Genomic DNA, 21,735 nt, shown 5'->3' on the forward strand with positions numbered 1-21,735 from the left:
CCCCCTGTTCAACCATGTTCCGCCAGTTGCTGAAACGCCGTGGACTGCTCTTCGCCTTTCTTCTGCTTCCGCCGTCCGCCCTTGCGGCCCCTGCGGGAAGCGCGGAAAAAGCCCCCCGAATTGAAGTAAGCTCCCCCTGCGACAAATTCCCGCGCAATTCCATCTCCCCGGCCCGCGTCCTGATAGAAAACGTCCCGAACGGGAAAGACACCCATACCCTTGAATTCCAGACTTTATGGAACGACAACAGCAAGCAGAGGTATTCCTTCTCCGTTCCTCCGGGGCAAACGCGGCAGGCTGTCATCTATCCGTCCATGACGGACATCCAGCTCTTATACCGGAATTCCGCGGATGAATCCATCAGCCTGTTCGCCGCCAATGAAGACGCGCCCTTCTTCGCCGTTCTTCAGGAAAAAACGCCGTCCGAATGGAATATGTTGTCCGACAGTCCCTTCAACGCGCAGGTGAATACCTTTGACCTGATGGACTGGCCGGCGGACTACCGCATGTATGCAGCTCAAAACTGCATCATCATTCCTGAAAAGCTATACGATTCTTACCTGGACGAGCCCCACAGGAAAGCCCTCCGCCAGTGGGTGCTGGGAGGAGGAAGCCTCTGGCTCATCGGGGACCGGGGGAGGAAAATCACCACCGCTCCTTTGGGCCGCGGTCTTATTCTGCACGTCCCTTCCCTGGAAGGCCTGACAGACAAGGAAAAGGAAGCGGCACTCCTCAAGCTGAAAACTGAAACCAAGGATATTTTTCCCGTAAAGGTTGACGGATATTACCAGACGCGCCTTCATCCGAAGGTGCCGGACGCCTCTCCCTACTTTTTCACCACGCCGTCTTTCCTGCTCGGCCTCATCCTGGTGGCCTTTGCCGTATTGGTGGGTCCGGTCTGCCTGCTGCGGTGGGCGCCCGTCGGCAAACGGCAGCGCCTGTTCATCCTGATTCCCGCCATTTCCCTGGGTGTTTCCATTCTTTTGGCGGCCGTCATCCTGATCGGGGACGGCACGGGGGGACGCGGCAGCCGTGCCGTGCACATCCTGGTCAATCCGCAAGATCATACGGGACTGATCACCCAGAGCCAGGTCTGCCAAACCCTTATTCTGACGAACAACGAATTCACGCTCCCGGAAGACGTCCACCTCCAGGGTTGCCGGCTGGAAGAAGAAAAATTCCAAACCTTCCATGAAGACGGATACGCCCGGGAGAAACTGGAAAACTACTTCCGGGAGGGGAACTTGTGCAGCGGCGGCTGGTTCACCAGCCGGTCCACCCTTGAACACAAGCTGGTGCGCCCCATCACCACCAGGGCGGCCGTTACCGTTATTCCCATGCCGCATCCGGACGGAGCGCCGGTCTTGCAGAGCACCTTCCCGGGCGCCCTGTCCAACCTCATTTACCGCGACGCCTCCGGAACGTACTGGCGCATTCCCAACCTGCCGCCCGGAGAAAGGAAGACAGCCGTCCGGAGTGAAAAAATACCTTCTGAAACACCGCCTCCGGGTCATTTCCACGCGGAAATGATATCCGCGCAAGGAGAATTGGGCCCCATTCCCACCCTGGACTCCATCAAGTGGGAAAACACCCGCATCACCGTCTCCGGCCCCGCCGCCGGGAACCAGCCCCTCCCCCAACAGCCATGACAGAGCCCATTTTGCTTGAAGTTTCCGGACTGTCCAAATCCTTTGACCAGGTTAAAGCCGTCAGCGGCGTCTCCTTCCAAATCGGGAAAGGACAGGTGGTCGGCCTGATCGGTGCCAACGGAGCCGGAAAGACGACCACCATGCGCATGCTCGCCACGCTGGAACTCGCCGACTCCGGAAGCATCCTGATCAACGGCATCAACACCGTGGACCATCCCCATGAGGTGCGCCCCCTGATCGGCTGGATGCCGGACTACTTCCACCCCTACAAAAACACCAGCGTCCGGGAATACCTGGATTTCTTCGCCAGGGCATACGATATTCCCGGTAGCCGCCTGCTCTCCGCCGTGAACGAAGTGCTGGACTTCACGGAACTGGGAGAGCTGCAAACACGGCTCATCAACAAGCTCTCCAAGGGGCAGACCCAGCGCCTGTGCCTGGCGCGCACTCTGATCAGCGATCCCGAACTCCTCATTCTGGACGAACCCGCCGCCGGTCTGGACCCCAAGGCGCGCATGGAATTCAAGAACCTGGTGCATCTGCTCAAGGCCAGGGGGAAAACCCTGCTCATCAGCTCCCACATTCTCTCCGAACTGGGGGAAATGTGCGATTCCCTGATTTTCATGGATGGAGGTTCCATCGTCCATGACGGCGACAAAAGCTCCCTGCTGCACCGCCAGGAGGAAACCGGCTGGCCCTTTGAAGTGAAAATCGCCGGAGAAAACACCGCTCCTCTGGAAGAATGGATGGCCATTCATCCCGGCTGGAAAGTGCGTTCCGTGCAGGAAAACGGCGTTACGGCCACCTTCTCTTCCTGTGAGCCGGAGCTGGTCGCCAGGGAACTCAGGCAGCTCTCCGCAGACCTGCCCGTCATCGAGTTCCACCGCAGCGAACGCCGGCTGGAAGAAGCCTTCGTCGATATCCTGCTTAACAAGGATAAAAAACCGGACTCCGCGTCCGGACAAACCGTCTCCCCCTCCTCATCCGCCTCATGAGCACGCCCGCCACCCCCTCCCCGGACTTTCCGTCATGGTTTCCCTCCGCCCTGGTCAAGGAATTGCGGCAGGGACTGCGCACGCTTTCCTTCATTCTGCTCCTCAGCCTGTTCCCGGCAGCGCTGGCCCTGTTCTTCCTGTTCAGCTTTATTCCGGACCCCACCGACAGCGGGACCCTTGTCAGTTCGGGCGTCTGCAACAGCATCTTCTGGACCTTCCTGATATTCGCCGTAGCGGGAGCCATTCCCTTCCGGGCCCTCTTCTCCATCAGGGAGGAGCTGGAATCCCGCAACAGCGAACTCCTGCTCCTTACCAGGCAGACCTCGGGACGCATCATCATGGGCAAGTGGGCCTCCTTCATGGCACAGGCCCTGCTCATCATTTTCATCTGCCTGCCCTTCGCCTTCATCAGGTACTATTACGGACAAATCAACCTGGTGCAGGACCTGACGGCCATCTCCTTCATCTATCTGGCCTGCGGCATTCTGACGGCATTCTGCCTGTGGGCGTCCGCACTGCCGCTGCTCCTGCGCCTGGCCACCATGGGCGCCCTGTTCCTCATTTGCAGCACGAGCCTCTCCCTGTTCAGCTCCGGCCTGGAAATCAACCTGTTCAAGGACGGATTCGGAATGGGGCTGCTGCGGACGGCCGTCATCCTGACGGACGTATTCCTGGTCATCCGCACCCTGCTCATCCTGGCCCAGCGCTGGTTCGCTCCCATTGCGGAAAACACCTTCGCCCCCCTGCGCAAGGCGCTCCTGCCCGTCTATATTTCCACCATCGTATTCATGCTCTTCATCCTGGACTCTCCTTCCCTGATGAAATCCCTGGTTACCGTCCACCTCATTTTCCTGTGGATCTACAGTATCTTCCTGATCGTCATCGAACTAACGACTCCTTCCACCCTGCTCCCCATCCATGTGCAGCAGACGAATGAAAAGCAGACGGGATGGTTCCAGCGCCTGTTCTTCCTGCCGGGGATGCCCGGAGGCTTCTTCTTCTCCATCCTGACAGCTTTTCTCATCGGCATTTCCGGCTATCTCTTCCATCTCATGGAACATTCCACAAGGTCTGGAAACGGAATCCAGTCCATTCTGTTCATGATCTGCCTGACCATCTTCGGGTGGTATGCCGTCGTCATGCCGGCCCTTGTGCTGAAACCGGCCTGGAAAAGGCTGAAAAACAACACCCTGCTCGTCTATATCCTTTTCTGGTGCGTTTCCTCCTTCTTCCTGGTCCTTCTGGCAACCATGGACGGATACCTGCCCCTCCTGCCCGGCAGCACCTTCTTCGCCCTCCTCAGCAAGGAGGAAATAGCCACATTCGACACTTCCGGCTTCTTCATCTTCTTTGCCCTGCTGGAAGTGATGGCGGCTTTCCTGATGATGGGACTGAGCAACGGAGAATGGTTTGCCACCCTGAAAAAAACCCTGAACTCCCGCCAGGACGGAGAAAAACAGGAAGACGGAGCGGAACAGCCCTGACAAAAGCCGCCTGAGCCGCAACCACGCCGAAATTTTTTCCCGCCATGTTCATGGAAAACGCATCCCCTTCCTCCACAGGCATCCGGCAGGAAGCCGAGCAGGCGGCCCGGCGCTTCCGCCTGCCTTTTTCCCGTCAGGCGTGGAAAGGGGTGCAGGGCGGCTGGGCGGGACGGGAAACCGGCAATTCCATAGACTTTCAGGATCACCGCGCCTACCAGTGGGGCGACGATCCGCGCGGCATCCACTGGGCGGCCTACGCCCGGACCGACCAGCTCACCATGAAGGTTTACCAGGCGGAATTGTCCCCCCTGGTGGACATTGCCGTGGATGTTTCCGAATCCATGTTTCTTTGCGAAGAACGGGCCGCGGCAACGGAGGCCCTGCTGCAATTCTGCATGCTTTCCTCCCTGCAGGCGGGCGCGCAGGTGCGGATGCACGCCGTCAAGGGACGGCACGGCATTCCGCTGGAAATGGAAGACGTCCACTCGGGCCGCTGGCGCGCCGGACTGCCGGAGCTGCCCGCGGATGAAACCATGCCCGTTCCCGCCTTCTGGCGCGCCAACGGCCTGAAAATATTCATCTCCGACCTTCTCTATCCGGGGGAACCCTCCGCCCTGCTGGCTCCGATGACCTCCCGGGGCGGCCTGTCCCTGATCCTAGCCCCCACTCTGCCGGAAGAAGCCGTACTCCCTGAAACCGGCAACGTCCGCCTGAAGAACTGTGAATCCGGCGCCACCCGCAACCAGTACCTATCCTCCGGCCTGTCCAGGCGTTATGCCCATGCCTATGCCGTCCACTTTGAACTATGGGCCGCGGCCTGCCGGCGGCACCAGGCCCTCTTCTCCCGCATTCCCTGCAACCTGCCTCTGACGAAAGCCCTGGCGGCGGAAGCCTTCAGCGGCGGAGCCGTGGAACTCGCCTGATTCTCAACATCCGCCTTCTTTCTCACCATGCTCCCTCATCTCACCAACACGGCCGGCCTGTGGGCGCTCCTGGGAATACCCCTCATCCTTGCCATTCACTTCCTTCAGCACAGAACGCGGGTACGCCTTACGGCCACCATGTTTCTGCTGGAATCCCTGGCCCCGGAGGCAGCCACGGGAAGGAACTGGGACAGGCTGCGCTCCTCCCGCGCCCTGTGGCTTCAACTGCTCGCGGTCCTGCTGCTGGCATGGGTGCTTGCCGCGCCGTGCTGGGTCCGGCAGGACGCGGAGCAGACGGTCGTCTTCATCATGGATGACTCCGCAAACATGTACCCTTTCCGTGAAGAAGCCGTTCAGGCCGTGGCCGAAGACATGGAAAACATCGGAAAACAGGGCATCCCCACCACCTGGGTTCTGATGGGAAGCCGCCCGGCGCGCCTGCCCTTCTACCGCGGAAATAACAGGAACGCCGCCCTCCAGTCCCTTTCCCGGTGGATGCCGGACGCCGCCACCCACGACCTTTCCGAATCCCTGCGTACGGCGGCCTCCATGGCCGGAGCCGGCGGCCTCACACGCTTGGTCACCTGCACCCCGGAACGGGTCCCTGCCGGCCAGCCGGCCCGCGGCGTGGGCAGGCCGCTTGACAACGCCGGATTTGCGGGCATCACGCACATGGAAGGGCCGGGAGAGCCGCACTGGAGAATCGCCGTAAAAAACAACTCTGCCGCCCCTGTCCAGAAAACCGTCTCCATCCGCGCAGGAGATGTGGCTCAGGAACAATCACTGACGCTCCATCCCGGCGCCGTCGCGGAATTTGAATATACCCTGCCGCCCGGCTGCGGCACGGCCGTGCTCCGTCTTGCGCCCGATGCCTTCCCGCTGGACGACGTTCTGCCGCTGGTACGCCCCACCCCCAAACCGGTCGCCGTGGAAATGCAGGTTCCGGAAAAAACGGCCGATGTTTTCCGGAAAATCTACTCCGGCCTGCCCGGCTTCTCCTCCGGCTCTTCCACGGACTCCACGGCCGCGCTCCGCATCCTTGTTGAAGACAAGGCAGACGCCCACCGGCCTCACGGCGCAGCCATCATTCTGGGGCGCCCGGCGGAAAAATCCTCAGGAATACGTACCGTGACGGCGGAACGACATCCCCTGACGGACGGCCTGAACTGGAGCGGGCTGCTTGTGCCCGGCACCGGAAGCATGGCTCCGGGGGAAAACGCTATGATGCTGCTCTGGCGGGAAAACACCCCGCTGGCGTGGCTGGAAGAAGGCGCTCTCTTCCTCAACTGGTCATGGGAAGACTCCAACGCGGACCGTCTGCCGGCCACCGTGCTGATGGTACGCCGTTTCATGGAAGCCGTTCAGGCCCGCGCACCCGGCGTCACCACGGGCAACCTTCCCGGAGGAACGCGCCTCCGTCTCCCCGGAGGCTCCCGGATCATCCACACGGCGCCGGACGGGGAGCGGAAAGAAGCGCCCTTCTCCGGGCGCCTGCCGGAAGAACCCGGCTTCATCGACATTACCGGGACGCCTGCGGAAACGGCTCCCCTCTTCCACGGGGCCGTCTGGTTCTCCGACGCCCGCATGGGCGACTTTTCCCACTGCTCCACTTTTGACAGCGGACTACAGTATCTGAAACAGGAAACGCAGCGGCATCTCGCGCCCGACCCTCTTGCCCCCCTGTGGCTGGCCCTGGCCGGGCTGGCCCTGATGGCCTCCTGGATACCGTCAACCCCCAACATCCTCCGGCGCCCATGATTCAATTTCTCTCTCCGGAATGGTTCTTTCTCATTCCCCTGCTGGTTCTGGCAGGCTGGAAATACAAGCGGCTGCGCCTGGCTTCCCCCGTGCGCCTGCTGATCCAGGCCGTGCTGCTTCTGGCACTGGCCCAGCCCGTGATAACCAGGGGCGGAAGCGACATGGACCTGTGGGTGCTGATCGACCAGTCCGGCTCCACGGACGGGGCCGCCGCCGCGGACGCTCCGGAAATTCAGTCCATTCTGGAACGCAGCAAGCGGCCGGGCGACCGCATCCGGCTGGTGGACTTCGCCCGTGAAGCTGTGCTCCGGGGACAGGGGGACCCTGTTTTCAATGGGGGCCCCTCCAACACATGCATGGCGGAAGCCCTGGCCTACACCCTTGCACAAATGGAGCCGGACCGCGTCAACCGCATCCTGATGGTCACGGACGGCTGGCCCACCACCCCTCTGGACAACACGCCGGAACAGCTCCTCCGCGCCGGGGTTCCCGTGGACTACCGCATGATCTCCGTCAACCGGGAGGCGGATATCCGCATCGATCATATCAAGGCCCCCGCGCGCATCCGTCCGGGGGAAGCCTTTCTGCTGGAGGTCGCCATCGCCGGGCCGCCCGGTTCCGGGGCCGTGGTCCCCTGGCGGATAAGCAGAAACGGCGGAACACCCCTGACGGGACAGGCGGTTCTGGTTGACGGAAAAGCCGTCGTACGGCTGACAGACCGCCTTTCCACCCCCGGATGCGCAGCTTATGAAGCATTCATCTCCCCTCCCGGCGATCCCGTGACGGGCAACAACCGGGCGGAACAGCTTGTGGAAGTAACGGGAGGCAGCAAGGTACTGCTCCTTTCCGGCTATGACCGGGACCCGCTTGTCCCCTTCCTTGCCGCACAGGGATTCGACGTCCAGCGCCCGGCGGATCCCCTGCAGCTGGACTCCGGCCACCTGTCGGGAGCCGGCCTAGTGATCATCAACAACCTCAGGGCCTCCGCCGTCTCCCGGAAATTCCTCCATGCCCTGAACTACTATGTGCGGGAACAGGGCGGCGGCCTGCTCATGGCCGGAGGCAGGCAAAGCTTCGGTTCCGGAGGCTATTTCTCCTCCCCCGTGGACGAACTGCTCCCCGTCTCCATGGAACTGAAAAAGGACCGGGTCGGCCTTCTCACTTCCATGAGTATCGTCCTGGACCGTTCGGGGTCCATGTCCATGTCAGCTTCCGGAGGCAAAACCAAGATGGACCTGGCGAATGCCGGCGCCTGCCAGACCATCCTGAACCTTGCTGATGAAGATTTTATCTCCGTCCTCGCCGTGGACAGCTCTCCCCACGCCATTGTGAACATGAGCCGGATAGGCCCCAACCGGGACCAAATGCTCCGCAGCGTCTCCCGCATCCAGTCCATGGGCGGCGGCATCTTCGTGGGGGAAGGGCTCAGGGCCGGATGGGAGGAACTGCAAAAAACACAGGCGGGAACCAGGCACCTGATCCTTTTTTCCGACGCCGACGACTCCGAAGAACCGGACGATTATAAAACCACGCTGAGCCAGATGACCCGGGCAGGCGCCACCGTCAGCGTCATTGCCCTGGGAACGAAAAAAAGCCAAGACGCCGACTTGCTCAAGGAAATAGCAGAACTGGGCCAAGGCCGCATCTTCTTCTGCGACCGCCCAGGGGATATTCCCGACATCTTCACGCAGGAAACCATCTCCGTGGCCCGGGCCGCCTTTCTGGAGGAACAGACGCCCCTGCACGGCACGGCCGGATGGAACCAGATTGCCGCGGCACAGCCGGACTGGCCCCGGACGATAGACGGGTACAACCTCTGCTACCTGAGGGATGAAGCCACTGCCGCCTGCATCTCCGCCGACAGCTACCAGGCGCCCCTGATCTCCTTCTGGAACCGGGGCGCGGGACGCGTAGCCGCCGTCACCTTGGCGCTGGGCGGCCCCTTCGGGCAGTCCGTGCAGAACTGGGAGGGATACGGAGACTTGGTCCAGACCCTCTCCCGATGGCTCAACAGGCAGGACGCGCCGCCGGGCTACTCCGTACGCACGGAAACCGCGGGGGACCGCCTCTTCGTCCACCTCTACTACAGCGAAGAAAACATTCCGCAGATGGCGCGCCAAATGCCGGAAATCACCGTGGAACTGGCCGGCCGGGACGGTACCCGCACCATTCAGGGAATCTGGGAGCATCTTCAGCCGGGAGCCTTCCGGTGCAGTTTCCCCCTGCCTCCCGGAACCACGGCGCGCGGCGCCGTCCGTATAGGGGGCAAGGCAATGCCTTTCGGCCCCGTCAACCAGAATCTGGACCCGGAATGGGCCATGTCACGCCCGGCCCGGCAGGCCTTTCTGGACATGGTGCACAGGTCAGGCGGCCGGGAAAGGCTGGACCTGGCCTCCATCCTGAACGAACCGCGGCCCACCTCCCGCCTTGACCTTCAGGCCTTCCTCCTGTGGGGGCTCCTGATCCTGCTTGTCACGGACGCCCTGCTCACGCGGACGGGGATTCTGCCGGGGACAAAACGCGCCGGGCGGGAATCCGCGGAATAACACCAGGCCGCAAGCCCGTCACTTGAAAATTCCTTTCAACGCGGACTGTTCCCGGGGCGTCAGGTTCTCCGACCAGACCGCATCCCCGCCGCGGGCAGGCTGCGCGGCACGGCCGCCGCTCTCCATGCCGCTGCCGCCTTCTTCCGGAGAGGGGGCGGAAACTTCTACTCCCGCCACAGAGCCCAGGGCGGCATGTTCCAGGTCTTCGTTGCTCACCTGGTGTCTCCGGGTCTCCAGCTTCTCCCGCTCTTCCGGCTGAAAAGCCAGAGGCGCATCACTGCGGCCGCGGGAAATCCCCATCTGTCCGGGCAAATCCCCTTCCCCCGCATTCCGGCACACTAAATCATCATCCGGAGACGCCACGGACGCCATGCCGCACTCCTCACACATCTCCTTCAACCGGGAGGAAGCATGCTTCAATCTTTCCTGCAGCCGGCGCAGAGTTTCCGGATCAATCCGGCGGGAAGAGGCGGAAGCCAGCTCATTCAACCGGGCTTCCATCGTACTATCCATCCGCAAGCCGGAATGATCCAGGCCTTCCATGGCGGCACGCAACGCCTGCACAGCCTCCTGCATGTCCTCCTGGTTTTGCGCGTTGGGGCTGCCGGACATCGCCAGCGCCTCATTCGCCTGCTGCAAACGGCCGCCCAGTTCCTGCATGGCCGTTCCAATCTTGTTCCTCAAGGCATCCAATGCCTCAAGCCCCGCGTGGGAATACATCTCTTCCCGGGACATCTGCTTCAGAACTTCCAACTGCTCACGAAACGGCTCCACAGACGTTCTTTCCACCTCCTCCATCTTCTCTACTTCATTCAACGCGGCCTCGGCCTGAACAAGAGCCGGCGGGACATCGGGAAGAACGGGCCTGATCTCCACCCGCGGCAAAGGAAGAAACACTCCGCACCAAGCCAGGGCCAGCCCTGCGGCCATCCACGCCAGCGGACTCCAGGAACGCACCCGCACCACGGGGCCGCCCTGCCGCATGGTACAGGCAGGCATTCCCTCATCCCCCCATTGCACCCCGGCGCTCAACGCCGCATTCAGTTCAAGCTGTTCATCCATCAACGCAGCCGCATCCCGCAGGCTGAACATGCGGCCCCGGAGAATCCGCCAGCCCCAAAACACCAGAAACATCAAAGCCGCTAAAACGGACACCCCCAACAGCCACGGCAGCTCCATCCCCATTCGGCGCCCTCCGTACGAGACGAGTCCCAGCACCGCTCCGGCCGCAAAACAGGGAATGCACAAGGCCTCCGCCACCATCACGGCATTCACCAGCCGCCGCAGCCGCAGAGCGCGCACCATCCCATCCTGTCCCTTTGCCGAATGCATAGTCACACATGTACTCAAAAATCAACCTCCCGGAAAGAGAAAAGTACAAATCTCCTCCCACTCAAAAAATGCGGAAGACAACCATTTAACCGCTGAATACGAACCATGTTTCACAGACGGATAAAAATATGGCCGGGATTCCTGACCGCATGGGACGCTTTCCTATTAACAAAGAGGATTCCTGCCCAGAAATATTCGGGATCAAATAGTCATCATGAAAGTCGTTATCATCAATACGACTTTTAAAATTTCCAGGAAGAGAAAAGAGAAATATCTGTGATCACAGACTGCCGGGGAAATAAAATGTATCTTCCCAGGAAGAATACGGCAGCATTCATTTCAAATGAGGAAATCCAACCCTCTCTATTGTTCTATTATTATTTCTGAAAAAAGTAAATGAGTGTTTTCAGAAATAAATTCTTTTATCATACAGGCATTCTTGTTAGCGATTTCTTTTGAGGGATATGTAATCGTCTGGAACAACGGAACATGAATATTCCAAGGAGGAAATTTTCCTTTCCGGAGTATGATGATTTCACCTTTCAGGAGACTTCCTATGGGTGAATCATATATTTCCAAGACAAGTGCTGCTTTTTTATTTGCTAACCGACTTTTCCTGGAGATAAAGGCACCAATAAATGAGAATTGACCGCTACCAAAAATGACTTTGCTTGAATACAAAGTATTTATAGAAGGAATCCCTGTAAAACAGATGACACTTATAAGAATCATCAAAGGAAGAGCCTCCAGGCAATTGGCAGCATACTCCAAACCTGCAAAAATTGCGTAAATACAGTATAATGCTGTCAATAAAAACCCGAGAGAAGGAATGAAAAACAATCCGGTTAGAAGGATTTTCCTCCACCAAGGTTCATATGACAACCTCTCAACTGTTAGAATTCCACCATCCAACGAAAAGACAAGCGAGTAGCTTCCACGAGTTGAAAGACATTTATCCAAAACAAGTCTTCGCGTCATGCCAATTTTATATTAATAAAGAATACGATGATTTACGGTATTTTTAGTAGGACAGGATAGAGTAATGTCCCCAGATTTTTTCCTGGGCAATTACAGTTTCCACCTTCTTATATAAGCCTGTGATATAATAGGATTCCTACATGACACAGGCACTTCATGCAACACTTTCCTGTAACGAAATCTTGGCCGCCTCCCTACTACCTGGTCTGGAACTCCTGCCGTTGAACCTTGATCACAGAATCGTGTTTCACCAGGAAAGATTTAGAAAAAATACCATGATAAAGCTTATTACGATTGGAATTGCTCCCATGATTAATCCCGCTATAAAACTTAAAAAAAACTCTCTGGGTGATTCTTCCCGATGAATATCCATCGGAAATATGACGCCTTTTTTACTCTCATTAAGACTATTCAATATAATTAAAAAGCCAAGTAAAAAAAACAATATCGGAGCAAGAGAGTTAGGGAATGGAAAACCAAGCACAATCAATCTGGTACTGAGAATGGCAAAAAGAATTACAGCAACCGTTAGAAATAACTTTTTGCTCATATATGGTTTAAATTTATAATTTATATATTCTTTTTTATCATTCATGATTTATACGATATTTCATAATTATACCTCAAATCCTCTTTCATTCTTTATAAACCTATTGAAACCTCCTACGGAGTCTTCTTGGAAAGAAAACGTATAATTGACCTCAACGCCGTCTCATATTCTAAATCTCTCCCAACAAATCCCTCCGGCCCCCACATGTAGCTGCGGGCGAACTCCGGTGTTTCCTGCGCAGGCCGAGTTCGGTAATCTGCGAGTAGCCTCTGTTGTCTCGCCGTTAACGACGACTTTTTTCTCGAAACGCCTGCCTATTGCGTATTTTTTTACCAAGCACAAATTCATTTTTTGATCTTGAAATACACAGCTGAAAATATTCATACTTATTACTAATGATTTTATAAGATTTGCAATGTTCGGGAACTAGGCAATTTGGAAGGAATTTCCTCTGGACTAACACATAAATTCAAACCTAGTTCATTAATGCTAAATAGGAATAATACAATGATCTAGAAATAAAATTAATTTATAATACCTTCTATATTTTTTAATTCCAAAATATTTTCTTTGAAATTGATATCAAATATTCCTTTAAATTCTAAATAAATAATATCAGCTGGTTCAGGAGATTCTTTAGAAGAGCATTCTATTGAATAATCAGATACTAGTTGTCCATTTTCTAATTTAAGCAATGTTCCATTTACAAATCGAATGGGATAATATTTCATGCTCCGACATTGATCCATAAATAATTTGAAATTATTTTTTTCAGTTACAGGAATAAATGCCAATTCATTATTTTTTCTTGTGATAATAAAAATAATTGTTTCTCTTTTTAACAGACAGGTCAAAACAAATTTATTCTTGTATTTAAGAATATATGGAGGGTCTATATATTCTCCAGGAATATCTTTCTTTAAATCGTTAATTTTAATACAATAACTTTTCCATATTGAATCCCCGGATGATTTCTCTATTATTTGAATATTATCAGTAATATTACTATAATGTTCCTTATTATTTTCTATAATCATTTTAGGATTATATTGGCAGTTTGATGTACTGAAAAGTAATACTAAAGATACTATGTATAATTTCATATGATAGTCATGTTGCTTTTTATGATATTTTTACCAAAGTTCTTTACTTTTTTTGAATAGATGCATGGGAAACTTTATCATTATCAAATCTTTCAGCAATTCCAGGATGTACTAAATGGTGAAACCTTCTTTGCACTTACCCTCTCTTTTCTATGGCCTGGATTTCCTTTTAATTCCTTCACTAATTTTACGTATATGCAATATAGGAATTAGAATTCCGATCTCGCTTCAACTTATTAAACGGGCATTTTCCCATGAAAATAAAATAGCATCATTGACTTTCTTTACAGAGTCAAACCATTTAGTTTTAACATGTAGATTGTATTTATCATGAAGGATCCATAAATCAAATATTTGATATTTCCTAAGTCTTTTAGAAATCTATGGCCCCCTAGCTTTTACCTATCTTATAGGCATCAAAACATGACGCGCTGACGATAAGTTTATCTATATCGTCAAATCCATATTTGTCAAGGAAAGTAGGGGAGGGGCCGTTGTAGTAAATCAGGCCAAACTCATCGTTTGTGGTTTCACAAAAGAGAGGAAGTTTTCAACGTATTATAGAAAAATATGATTCTTTTTCAAAAAAACCTATCCTGTTATTAGAACAGGATAGGCTAAAGATAATTATTTTATTATTAATTCAGTTTTTATTAAAAATTGATATAATTTTATAAAGGAATAAGAAGCTTATTAAAAAAATAATTGATCCGTAAAAAATAAAACTATCATACATAAGAACGTTGTAAGCCATTTCTCCATCAATAATTATTTCTGGATAAAAATTGCTTATAACTATTTTCATTATATGCATAGGAACATAAAACTCCATAACATCCGCGCCTATAAGTTTACATGCTAATGTAAAAATAAGCACTGTCATGATACTACAACTAATAAAACAAAATATAACCTTTGTCTTAATTTTCTTTAACTTCCAAAATTCCATAATATATATTTTGTTCCATCTGCTCCTTTTACTGTTTTGGATTCAGTTTCAAGGATAAATTCACGAGCTTTTTCAAAAACATCTTTATCTAGGAAAGTAATATATCCCAAAGATCTTGTTCCATGATGCATTCGAAAAGAAGATCTAAAAACTCCATTGATTTCTTTTTGATCAAAAAATACACCATATATCGCAATAAAAGCAAGCCATTGAATTTTGTCATTGTCATTCCACATTTTGTATATCCAAACTTCAAATTGGCTTCGAATCCCTCCAGATTGTCTTTTTATTACATAATATTTCCCCGGTGGTATGGGGCCATTATCTTATTACCTGTATTGCCTGGATTATTTTTCCCATTGTCATTGCCAGAAAATACTCTACCCGTGGCAGAGCGAAGGATATTGCCGTCTTTGCCTATTTTTCGTATCAATATTGGATGGGTTTTTACTGTATTCTGTGGTGAATATCAACTTGATTCAGGATTTTATTTTATGCAAAGGCATATAAATTTATACCACCACTCTCGGTAATAGGATCCAGTTGATCCATCGTCCGTCGAATGGATTGGGGTTGACAGTAATTGTAGTAGATCAGACCCAATTCATCGTCCATATCTTCACTGAAAATCAAGGTGACGTTTTGCAGAATGTCGTGCATGAAATAGAGATGTTCATGGCCTCCGTACCATTTTTTCCGGCGAGTCATCATTAGGATGCGTGTGGCAGCAGATTTCTCCGGATCCATATATAGTTTTGTGCATCAGAACAGGCTTTTCTGCATTCAGATCAAACTCCGAATTTGAAGATGGTCGCGGCTAAATTAGATATAATCATTACAAAACCTCTTCATTTTTTATTAATTTAATACTGGGAGAGTTTTTTAACACCAGATTAACAAGTTGAACAATACATGATTCCAGGAATGAGGAGTAGCGCAATAAAAGCACATATGAATCCTGATAGGGATAATAAGAAGTTCCCCATATCAAATTAACAATTACCAGTTCAGCAATACATATGCCATTCCTATAAAAGGGATGAACACAATTATGTTCCAGAGGAATAGATTCCGCTGTCATAGCTATCTCCCATGATTTATGGTCAAATGAAGCATCTGTCAGCTCGCAAATATACAAGGGGAGTTCTCTAAATGCACGGCTTTCTTCCGGATATGCTGCTGGACTTAAAATGCCTTGTACGAAATCAATGCTGTGTGGATTTTCAATAGGATTAAATTTATAAATCTGCATATCGCAGAGTTTTCCACTAGAACAAAAACCTGGTGCAACAATAAATCCTCCTTCAAAAGGATAAAGACCTCTTATTCCTTCCCAATAAAAAGGAATATTTTTATAAGAGGAATTATCCATAAAATTTTGGATATGAATTCCGAGACTATCAGCCTGTTGGCTTGTGTAAAAATGAATTGTATCTCTCTCTTTTTTCCCTTTGTTTTTTAAGAGAATATGGATGACAGCCCCACCCTTCATAAAATAAAGGGTATCTATGCTGGATTGGAAACCAATGTGTAGATGAGAATAATGCTCATGTGACGGAACACAACTGGTGTCCCTCCGAACGAAATTCCTCCATAAAGAAGAAAACCATTTTCTATCAAATTGATTCTGCGCATGTGGATATTCGCAAGCATTCGGCGGTAACTCTGGAATATATGAACATATTGAGTTGGAAAGCATATAATACATGCCATTTTTACACTTAAAGAAAATATAATCTCCTTCGCCAACAACATCAAAATAATATTTATTTATCTCGAAATTCATTTTTTATAAAAATTATTTAAAATATAAAAATAACCAATGCACAAAAAATTATTCAATCATATGCAAATTCTTCAACTAACGAACCGATCAACCAACCATCACCACATCCTATCCGCCCCAACTACCCCACCGCTACCAGTAAAGAAAACAGGCGAGGAAAATCATTCTGCCGTGAATAAGAATTTTTCTTGAAATCACCTGTCTATATAGCCTTAAGCATATTCCTCCGTAGTAGCGTTTCCTCATTTAGAACTTCACGAGTCCATTTTTCAGTGTTGCAGGAGACGTTCCAAATACAAATACGGATTTGACCATGTCTGGTTGTCTCGAAATTACCTCATATCCTTTCTCCTGTTAAGCAAATGCTTTGGATGTGTCCAAAGCATTCGACGGTAAATTGAGCTTTCGGTCTTGTTTCGTTACAAGAATCATACTCGATTCATTTGGTGGAAGTTAAAGTATGTTATCTAGTATTAGCAAGCTACTTATCGAGTATTGCATTCCAACAGAGAGAATGGCTGAAAAAGAATCATCCCCAGTCGGCGTGTCAGATTCCCTCAATATATTAGAAACTGTTGCAACAGTAATATTTCTTGATAACCTATATCGTATTTTCGCCTTTGCTGAATTCAATATTGAAAGAGAAGATTAGCTGCATATGATAATATTAAAAATATAATGATCCATTTAATAACTAATTTTATGTCATGTACAGTAGAGGAATTAGAATTCCGATCCTGTTTCAATTTATTAGGAGGACATTTTTCAATGAGAAACGCAAGGGCTTCATTGACTTGCTTCACGGAGTCGAACCATTTGGTTTTAAAATGTATAGTGCTTACATTTCCAATGAGCCATACATCAAAGATTTGATATTTCCTAAGTTTTTCAGAAATCTGTGGTCCCATAGCTTTACCTATCTTATAGGCATCGAAACATGCAGCATTGATAATAAGTTTATCTATGTCTTTATAGAAAATTTCATTTTGTTGCCACCACAGTTTTCTGATAATTCTGTCATTGTATAATATCAACTGATAAGTACTCAATTTAAGAGTTAAGTAAAATCCTATAGAAAAAATTGCTGCTAAAACAGACAATTCGCCATTATGGATATTGCCTGATTCTAAAAATTTCCATAAAAACAAAACTAATATAATTCCACAAGATATTATTGCAAGAACAAGTGCTTTACGTGGAACTAAACAGGCAATAATTGTTTTTGCAGTTGTCATTTTAGTATAGCATTTTAAGTATAATCTCTTATTGCTCTTAACAAGTGCAAAATTGCGTATGGATTTGATTCATTTGTGTATGATTAGTTGGAAGCCGTCTCAAAAATTCTCATCATCAAGCAAATCATCACGTTCGTAATTTGCCGTGGTATGATGCACGGTCCAAATGATCGGATGAAGTAGGGGTACAAACCGACACCTCGACCGCTTATATGGACACGTTCTAGAGGATGAGGACGTTCTTTTGGATTCGTTTCGTGCAAATCATATTTCATCCATTTCATGGAAGTCAAGCTGCGTCCGCCAATTCCGTCCGATTTCGATTACAACCTTGAGAAAAAGTGAAATTCTTAAATTGCATCTCTTTTCAAAGAGTAACAAATAAATATTTAAGCTTAGTTAAAGTCATAAGAGAATTGGAGACTGCCAACGATTGAGGAAAACTATAGTTATCAGTTTCAATTCTATGAGAAGCATGTGTAAAATTAAATACTAATTATACTGTAATTAGTATTTTACACATATGACATTTGTGCTGCGGTAAAGTGCCTAATATGAAACACCCGGCAAGTTACAACTTGCCGGGTGTCCAAGAAGACGTTAAAGCTCTATCTAACTGGAATATTCATCAAGATGAGAAACTATCGCCCTGAGGTATTTGCTCCCTTGTACAGGCCTCGGTTTTTAAAGGAAACCGATAATATTTCGCAACGCCATGCCTGAAAGCAACTTTCCAATACAGAATAGCAACTGAAAGACACAACAAACCTGTCATCCAAAGCCTTCCGACAGGAATATCATTCATTTCCAAAAGGAAAAAACCATAACAATCTTTTAAGAAGGCATACAGCAATAGAATAAGAGGAATACCAAGATACCATTGGCAATTACGAGCAATAAATTGAAAAAATTGATCACGTTTTAGTATTCCCCCGTTAACATCTTCAGGTGCAGTGGAAAGTATTGTTTCCCCGTCTTTCTCTAATAATACAAACGAGGGAATGTCCGGAACAGGATCCCCTATGCAATTATAAGAAGGAGTCATTTCATTTTGCAAAAAACCTTCAATTGGTCTCATTGCATTCCATATCAGACATAAAGCAAAGATACACCATTGTTTTTCTAAAGGCATGTTAACAATTATATTTTCATCATTTTCATTTAAAAGACGAGAACGTCCGTAATACCCGCAAAAGGAGGCAAACACAGCGTCATTGCTTACAAGTAACGTTTCCCGGTAATTCCTAAATTTATTTGCATCACCATAAGAACATCCTTGAGCTCTAGCCCACAAAAATCTACGAGCATTATCATCCTGTACGATCTTTAAAAACCCCAATTTGGGGTCTTCAAATTTAATTTCCCCATAAGAAATATATTGTGCAATATTTTTCCCGTTGAAAATAATATTCCCTTTACCCCATGGCATAAAGAGCTTATTTATCCATTGGATGGAATCACTCATTGATTTACGTATATCAACCTGAAGTTCTGAAGATTCTATAGATATATGCACACGGCATCTCTGAGGAAAGGCTTCTACGGAATATTGACCACAAACAGACCCGCCCATTTTCAATAATGATCCATTGAGCGTTCTTTTACCAAGTACAAATTCATTTTTTTGATCTTGAAATACACAACTGAAAATATTCATACCCTTAATAATAATTTTATAAAATTTAAGGTGCCCAGAAACTAGGCAATTGGAAGAAGTTTTTTCTAAATTAAGGCATAAATTTAATTCTAGTTCGTTAGCACTAGAATGATAAAATAAGTTCTTTTCAGATTATATTTAAATAATTCTTAATTTCCGTACGAAAAATGTGTCAATATTTTTTCTTTACCTATTGTTATATTTTTCAAAAGAAAAGAAATAGGATGATTTAGTATTCATAATATTCAATTTTTACATATGAAAATAAGGAATTTGCATTTTTAGAAATAAATTCTTTTATCATAGAAGCATTTTTGCAAGCTATCTCTTTGGATGGGTATGTAATCTTCTGAAACAAAGAAACATGAATGTCCCAAGGTAGAAAATTTCTTTTTCTTTGTATTCTGATTTTACCCTCTAATTGTCCCCCGAGTGGCGAAGCGTATACTTCTAGAGTAAGAATAGGTTTCCTATTTTCTACTTGAATTTTTCTTGAGACAAAAACACCCATAAAGGAGTATCGGGAGTTATCCAGACTACTCTTACTAGAATATAAGGTATCTATAGATGGAACTACCAACAAACAGGCAATAGTTATAAGAATCAGAAGAGGGAGAGCCTCCGAGCAATTGCTGGCGTACTGTGTATCTACAGTGATTGCATAAATACAATACAACGTTGCCAATGTGAATCCAATAGTAGGAATGAAAAGTAAACTTGTAAGACCTATTTTTTTCCAAAGAGGTTCGTAGGATACTTTTTTTACTGACAAGATTCCATTATTTACTGAAAAAGAAAGCGAGTAATTTATTCGATTTATTAAACATTCATTCAAGTCAAGCTTTTGAGTCATTTTATTTTCAAATAAATATTTAGTATTATGATTTACAGTATTTTTTTCATATAGCTAATGAAGAAACTGTTGCATAATTTCTTTCGGGGTAATTATAGTTTCCTCCTGCAAAAACTGTCTTATTAAATGATAAGATACCTATATTGATATAGGCACTCCAGGAAATATTTGCCTGAAGCGAAATATTACCATTACATAAATTAAGACACAAGTCTCCAAATCCTGAAGCATTTACACCGAAACGTTGTCGATTGGACCAACCGGTCGATTATTCCTGTAGCCACTGCGTCTGTATTCTGCGGCAGCAAATGCTTCTACGGATATGCATACTTTAGTGTTAGATAATTTGTTACATTTATCGTAAGAAATTTTCGCTTTGCCTCCTACCCTGAGTCCAGCGTCCATATGTATACCCAAATATTTGGATGTGAGCTGATCAATTTCTTTAACAAGCGAAATTTGTTTTCTCCCGCCATGTTGTCATCAGCCGTAATGAGACTGCCGAAAGTTCGGTATTCATACAAGCAGGACGCCCTCGGCCTTCGGCGAAAATGGAAGTGACGTTCTTCAGAGCGTCGTGCATGAAGTAAAGATGTTCATCAACCTCCGTGCCGTTCGTTTTCCAGCACATCATCATCAAGATGCGTTGGAAGCAGGTTTCACCAGCCCCATATGCTGGAGGAAGTTTTCATCAGTGTCTGATTGCGCTCCTCGTTATAAGAAGGGATAAAGGATTTGGCGTCATTTTTGATGATATCGGAAGACTGGTTGAGGGCATTGGCTGTATGATCTACGGTATTATCTAATTTGAAGGTAGTATTGTTGTTGCCAATGTTGACGTAGTTCGGAGTCCTTTTACTTTCCTAATTTACTCCGTCCATTTCATGAAAGTTAATTATGAAAAAGAAACTTGATCATTCTTAACAAATATAAAAACACCTGGCAAGCAATAACTTGCCAGGTATTAATTAATTCAAATTATAATTATATATCAGTAATGATCAATTTCTTTACAAGTATCAGAAAATTCTTCCGCCGTGGGAAACCAATAACCGAATATGCGCATATTAAATAAATAACAATCTCTCATTATATAACAATCTTTTTTTCCGTAGTCTTTAGAAATCCTGACTTCAAATGGATAGATGAAAATCGGGTTATCATTATTTTTCTCACTATAAAACACACTATAAATAGCTGTCAACAAGGAAACAATCATCCAAATACTAATAATTATAAATATTTTTTTCATATTATTTATCAAGATGATTTTTTTAATTTATCAATACGCATATATATTCACAGAAATTAAATTATTCAAATTTATTTATTTTCAATTCCCGTAAAAAATTTTGTTTCATGATAGTTGAATTTCAGTAGAAATTGTATCAGTAATATTTTACTCAAAAATTATAATCCTTACAAAAGAGCTCCTTCCGATAAATCGGAAGGAGCTCTTTATAGAATTAAATAAGCTTCATATATTAATTTTATAAAAATAAAAACATTAGTTATATTTTTTGATTTTCCAATTACATATTATTCAATTTATTCCATATCTGTTTGATTATACCACAATTCCTCTGTCCATTTACTAACTAAATTCCACAGTTTTTTTCTATCTACATCGGAAAAATTAGCATCATAATCATAAAGAATTGTCATAATTAGGGTACATTCTTCTCCAGAAAATGTAGCATAAATCTGATAGTTGGGAAACTGATTAGCGAGTATTTGATTAAATTTAGATAATTCTTCAATTTTTACATTTCCTAATATTAAAGGAGGATCATAGCTAAAGCTATATGTATTTTCAACTTCTCCTAGCAAATGAGATTTTTTTAAATATTTATTAAAAATTAAAATAGATATACATGCTAAAAAAATAGCAATACTACAACATATAATATATTTCTTCATCATAATATTTCGAAATT

The 21,735-nt window shown here is 47.5% G+C and carries 17 protein-coding genes; 6 read left to right on the forward strand and 11 right to left on the reverse strand.

Annotation, left to right across the window (positions count from 1 at the left end; genetic code table 11):
- The first annotated feature begins 14 nt into the window (after positions 1-14).
- The 6 genes from HMPREF3039_RS06925 to HMPREF3039_RS06950 are packed head-to-tail and all read left to right on the forward strand — an operon-like array spanning position 15 to position 9,355.
- Positions 15-1,649 carry a hypothetical protein gene (locus HMPREF3039_RS06925; protein WP_067570194.1) on the forward strand — a complete coding sequence of 545 codons (1,635 nt, stop codon included), beginning with the start codon at positions 15-17 and terminating at the stop codon, positions 1,647-1,649.
- On the forward strand, positions 1,646-2,644 hold the full coding sequence (locus HMPREF3039_RS06930; RefSeq protein ID WP_067570196.1) for an ABC transporter ATP-binding protein: 999 nt from the start codon (positions 1,646-1,648) through the stop codon (positions 2,642-2,644). The genes HMPREF3039_RS06925 and HMPREF3039_RS06930 overlap by 4 nt, the downstream gene beginning before the upstream one ends.
- Positions 2,641-4,128 (forward strand): hypothetical protein, encoded by a 1,488-nt coding sequence (locus HMPREF3039_RS06935; RefSeq protein ID WP_067570199.1) that lies wholly within the window; start codon positions 2,641-2,643, stop codon positions 4,126-4,128. The genes HMPREF3039_RS06930 and HMPREF3039_RS06935 overlap by 4 nt, the downstream gene beginning before the upstream one ends.
- A 50-nt stretch (positions 4,129-4,178) precedes the next feature.
- The gene (locus tag HMPREF3039_RS06940) at positions 4,179-5,051 is read left to right on the forward strand and encodes a DUF58 domain-containing protein (RefSeq protein WP_197483307.1); all 873 of its coding nucleotides are present in this window, start codon (positions 4,179-4,181) and stop codon (positions 5,049-5,051) included.
- Between the two features lie 27 nt (positions 5,052-5,078).
- Complete coding sequence (locus HMPREF3039_RS06945) at positions 5,079-6,809, forward strand: BatA domain-containing protein (RefSeq protein WP_067570203.1); 1,731 nt, start codon at positions 5,079-5,081, stop codon at positions 6,807-6,809.
- Entirely contained in the window at positions 6,806-9,355 is a 2,550-nt protein-coding gene (locus tag HMPREF3039_RS06950; RefSeq protein WP_082770151.1) for a VWA domain-containing protein, read from the forward strand. Before HMPREF3039_RS06945 ends, HMPREF3039_RS06950 begins: the two co-directional genes overlap by 4 nt.
- 18 nt (positions 9,356-9,373) lie before the next feature.
- On the opposite strand, the gene HMPREF3039_RS06955 is transcribed toward HMPREF3039_RS06950, so the two are convergent.
- The 11 genes from HMPREF3039_RS06955 to HMPREF3039_RS13740 form a co-directional block, all read right to left on the reverse strand.
- Positions 9,374-10,660, reverse strand: a complete 1,287-nt coding sequence (locus tag HMPREF3039_RS06955; protein ID WP_067982258.1) for a hypothetical protein — start codon at positions 10,658-10,660, stop codon at positions 9,374-9,376.
- 390 nt (positions 10,661-11,050) lie between these two features.
- On the reverse strand, positions 11,051-11,665 hold the full coding sequence (locus HMPREF3039_RS06960) for a hypothetical protein (protein ID WP_147549791.1): 615 nt from the start codon (positions 11,663-11,665) through the stop codon (positions 11,051-11,053).
- A gap of 247 nt (positions 11,666-11,912) precedes the next feature.
- Positions 11,913-12,260 carry a hypothetical protein gene (locus tag HMPREF3039_RS06965; protein WP_067570209.1) on the reverse strand — a complete coding sequence of 116 codons (348 nt, stop codon included), beginning with the start codon at positions 12,258-12,260 and terminating at the stop codon, positions 11,913-11,915.
- Positions 12,261-12,739: 479 nt separating this feature from the next.
- Positions 12,740-13,318 (reverse strand): hypothetical protein, encoded by a 579-nt coding sequence (locus HMPREF3039_RS06970; RefSeq protein WP_147549794.1) that lies wholly within the window; start codon positions 13,316-13,318, stop codon positions 12,740-12,742.
- Positions 13,319-14,248: 930 nt separating this feature from the next.
- Positions 14,249-14,581, reverse strand: coding sequence for a tlde1 domain-containing protein (locus tag HMPREF3039_RS13305; RefSeq protein ID WP_082770152.1), 333 nt, complete (start codon positions 14,579-14,581; stop codon positions 14,249-14,251).
- 178 nt (positions 14,582-14,759) lie between these two features.
- A complete protein-coding gene (locus HMPREF3039_RS06980) occupies positions 14,760-15,014 on the reverse strand; it encodes a hypothetical protein (protein ID WP_067570215.1) in 255 nt (84 codons plus the stop codon).
- Positions 15,015-15,102: 88 nt separating this feature from the next.
- On the reverse strand, positions 15,103-16,053 hold the full coding sequence (locus HMPREF3039_RS13730; RefSeq protein WP_147549798.1) for a hypothetical protein: 951 nt from the start codon (positions 16,051-16,053) through the stop codon (positions 15,103-15,105).
- Positions 16,054-16,682: 629 nt separating this feature from the next.
- Entirely contained in the window at positions 16,683-17,288 is a 606-nt protein-coding gene (locus tag HMPREF3039_RS06990; protein WP_147549801.1) for a hypothetical protein, read from the reverse strand.
- A 628-nt stretch (positions 17,289-17,916) separates the two neighbouring features.
- A complete protein-coding gene (locus HMPREF3039_RS06995; RefSeq protein WP_147549804.1) occupies positions 17,917-18,945 on the reverse strand; it encodes a hypothetical protein in 1,029 nt (342 codons plus the stop codon).
- A 229-nt stretch (positions 18,946-19,174) separates the two neighbouring features.
- Positions 19,175-19,798, reverse strand: coding sequence for a hypothetical protein (locus HMPREF3039_RS13735; protein ID WP_147549807.1), 624 nt, complete (start codon positions 19,796-19,798; stop codon positions 19,175-19,177).
- 1,548 nt (positions 19,799-21,346) lie between these two features.
- Positions 21,347-21,721 carry a hypothetical protein gene (locus HMPREF3039_RS13740; protein WP_147549810.1) on the reverse strand — a complete coding sequence of 125 codons (375 nt, stop codon included), beginning with the start codon at positions 21,719-21,721 and terminating at the stop codon, positions 21,347-21,349.
- Positions 21,722-21,735 lie beyond the last annotated feature (14 nt).

This window comes from Akkermansia sp. KLE1798 (assembly GCF_001580195.1).
GTDB lineage: Bacteria > Verrucomicrobiota > Verrucomicrobiia > Verrucomicrobiales > Akkermansiaceae > Akkermansia > Akkermansia biwaensis.

Coding starts and splice junctions, on each gene's coding strand:
- HMPREF3039_RS06965 (WP_067570209.1), bottom strand. CDS start 12,260: ATGAATGATAAAAAAGAATATATAAATTATAAATTTAAACCATATATG.
- HMPREF3039_RS06995 (WP_147549804.1), bottom strand. CDS start 18,945: ATGAATATTTTCAGTTGTGTATTTCAAGATCAAAAAAATGAATTTGTA.
- HMPREF3039_RS06945 (WP_067570203.1), top strand. CDS start 5,079: ATGCTCCCTCATCTCACCAACACGGCCGGCCTGTGGGCGCTCCTGGGA.
- HMPREF3039_RS13730 (WP_147549798.1), bottom strand. CDS start 16,053: ATGAATTTCGAGATAAATAAATATTATTTTGATGTTGTTGGCGAAGGA.
- HMPREF3039_RS06925 (WP_067570194.1), top strand. CDS start 15: ATGTTCCGCCAGTTGCTGAAACGCCGTGGACTGCTCTTCGCCTTTCTT.
- HMPREF3039_RS06935 (WP_067570199.1), top strand. CDS start 2,641: ATGAGCACGCCCGCCACCCCCTCCCCGGACTTTCCGTCATGGTTTCCC.
- HMPREF3039_RS06980 (WP_067570215.1), bottom strand. CDS start 15,014: ATGGATCCGGAGAAATCTGCTGCCACACGCATCCTAATGATGACTCGC.
- HMPREF3039_RS13735 (WP_147549807.1), bottom strand. CDS start 19,798: ATGACTCAAAAGCTTGACTTGAATGAATGTTTAATAAATCGAATAAAT.
- HMPREF3039_RS06940 (WP_197483307.1), top strand. CDS start 4,179: ATGGAAAACGCATCCCCTTCCTCCACAGGCATCCGGCAGGAAGCCGAG.
- HMPREF3039_RS06960 (WP_147549791.1), bottom strand. CDS start 11,665: ATGACGCGAAGACTTGTTTTGGATAAATGTCTTTCAACTCGTGGAAGC.
- HMPREF3039_RS06930 (WP_067570196.1), top strand. CDS start 1,646: ATGACAGAGCCCATTTTGCTTGAAGTTTCCGGACTGTCCAAATCCTTT.
- HMPREF3039_RS06955 (WP_067982258.1), bottom strand. CDS start 10,660: ATGGTGCGCGCTCTGCGGCTGCGGCGGCTGGTGAATGCCGTGATGGTG.
- HMPREF3039_RS06950 (WP_082770151.1), top strand. CDS start 6,806: ATGATTCAATTTCTCTCTCCGGAATGGTTCTTTCTCATTCCCCTGCTG.
- HMPREF3039_RS13740 (WP_147549810.1), bottom strand. CDS start 21,721: ATGATGAAGAAATATATTATATGTTGTAGTATTGCTATTTTTTTAGCA.
- HMPREF3039_RS06970 (WP_147549794.1), bottom strand. CDS start 13,318: ATGAAATTATACATAGTATCTTTAGTATTACTTTTCAGTACATCAAAC.
- HMPREF3039_RS06990 (WP_147549801.1), bottom strand. CDS start 17,288: ATGACAACTGCAAAAACAATTATTGCCTGTTTAGTTCCACGTAAAGCA.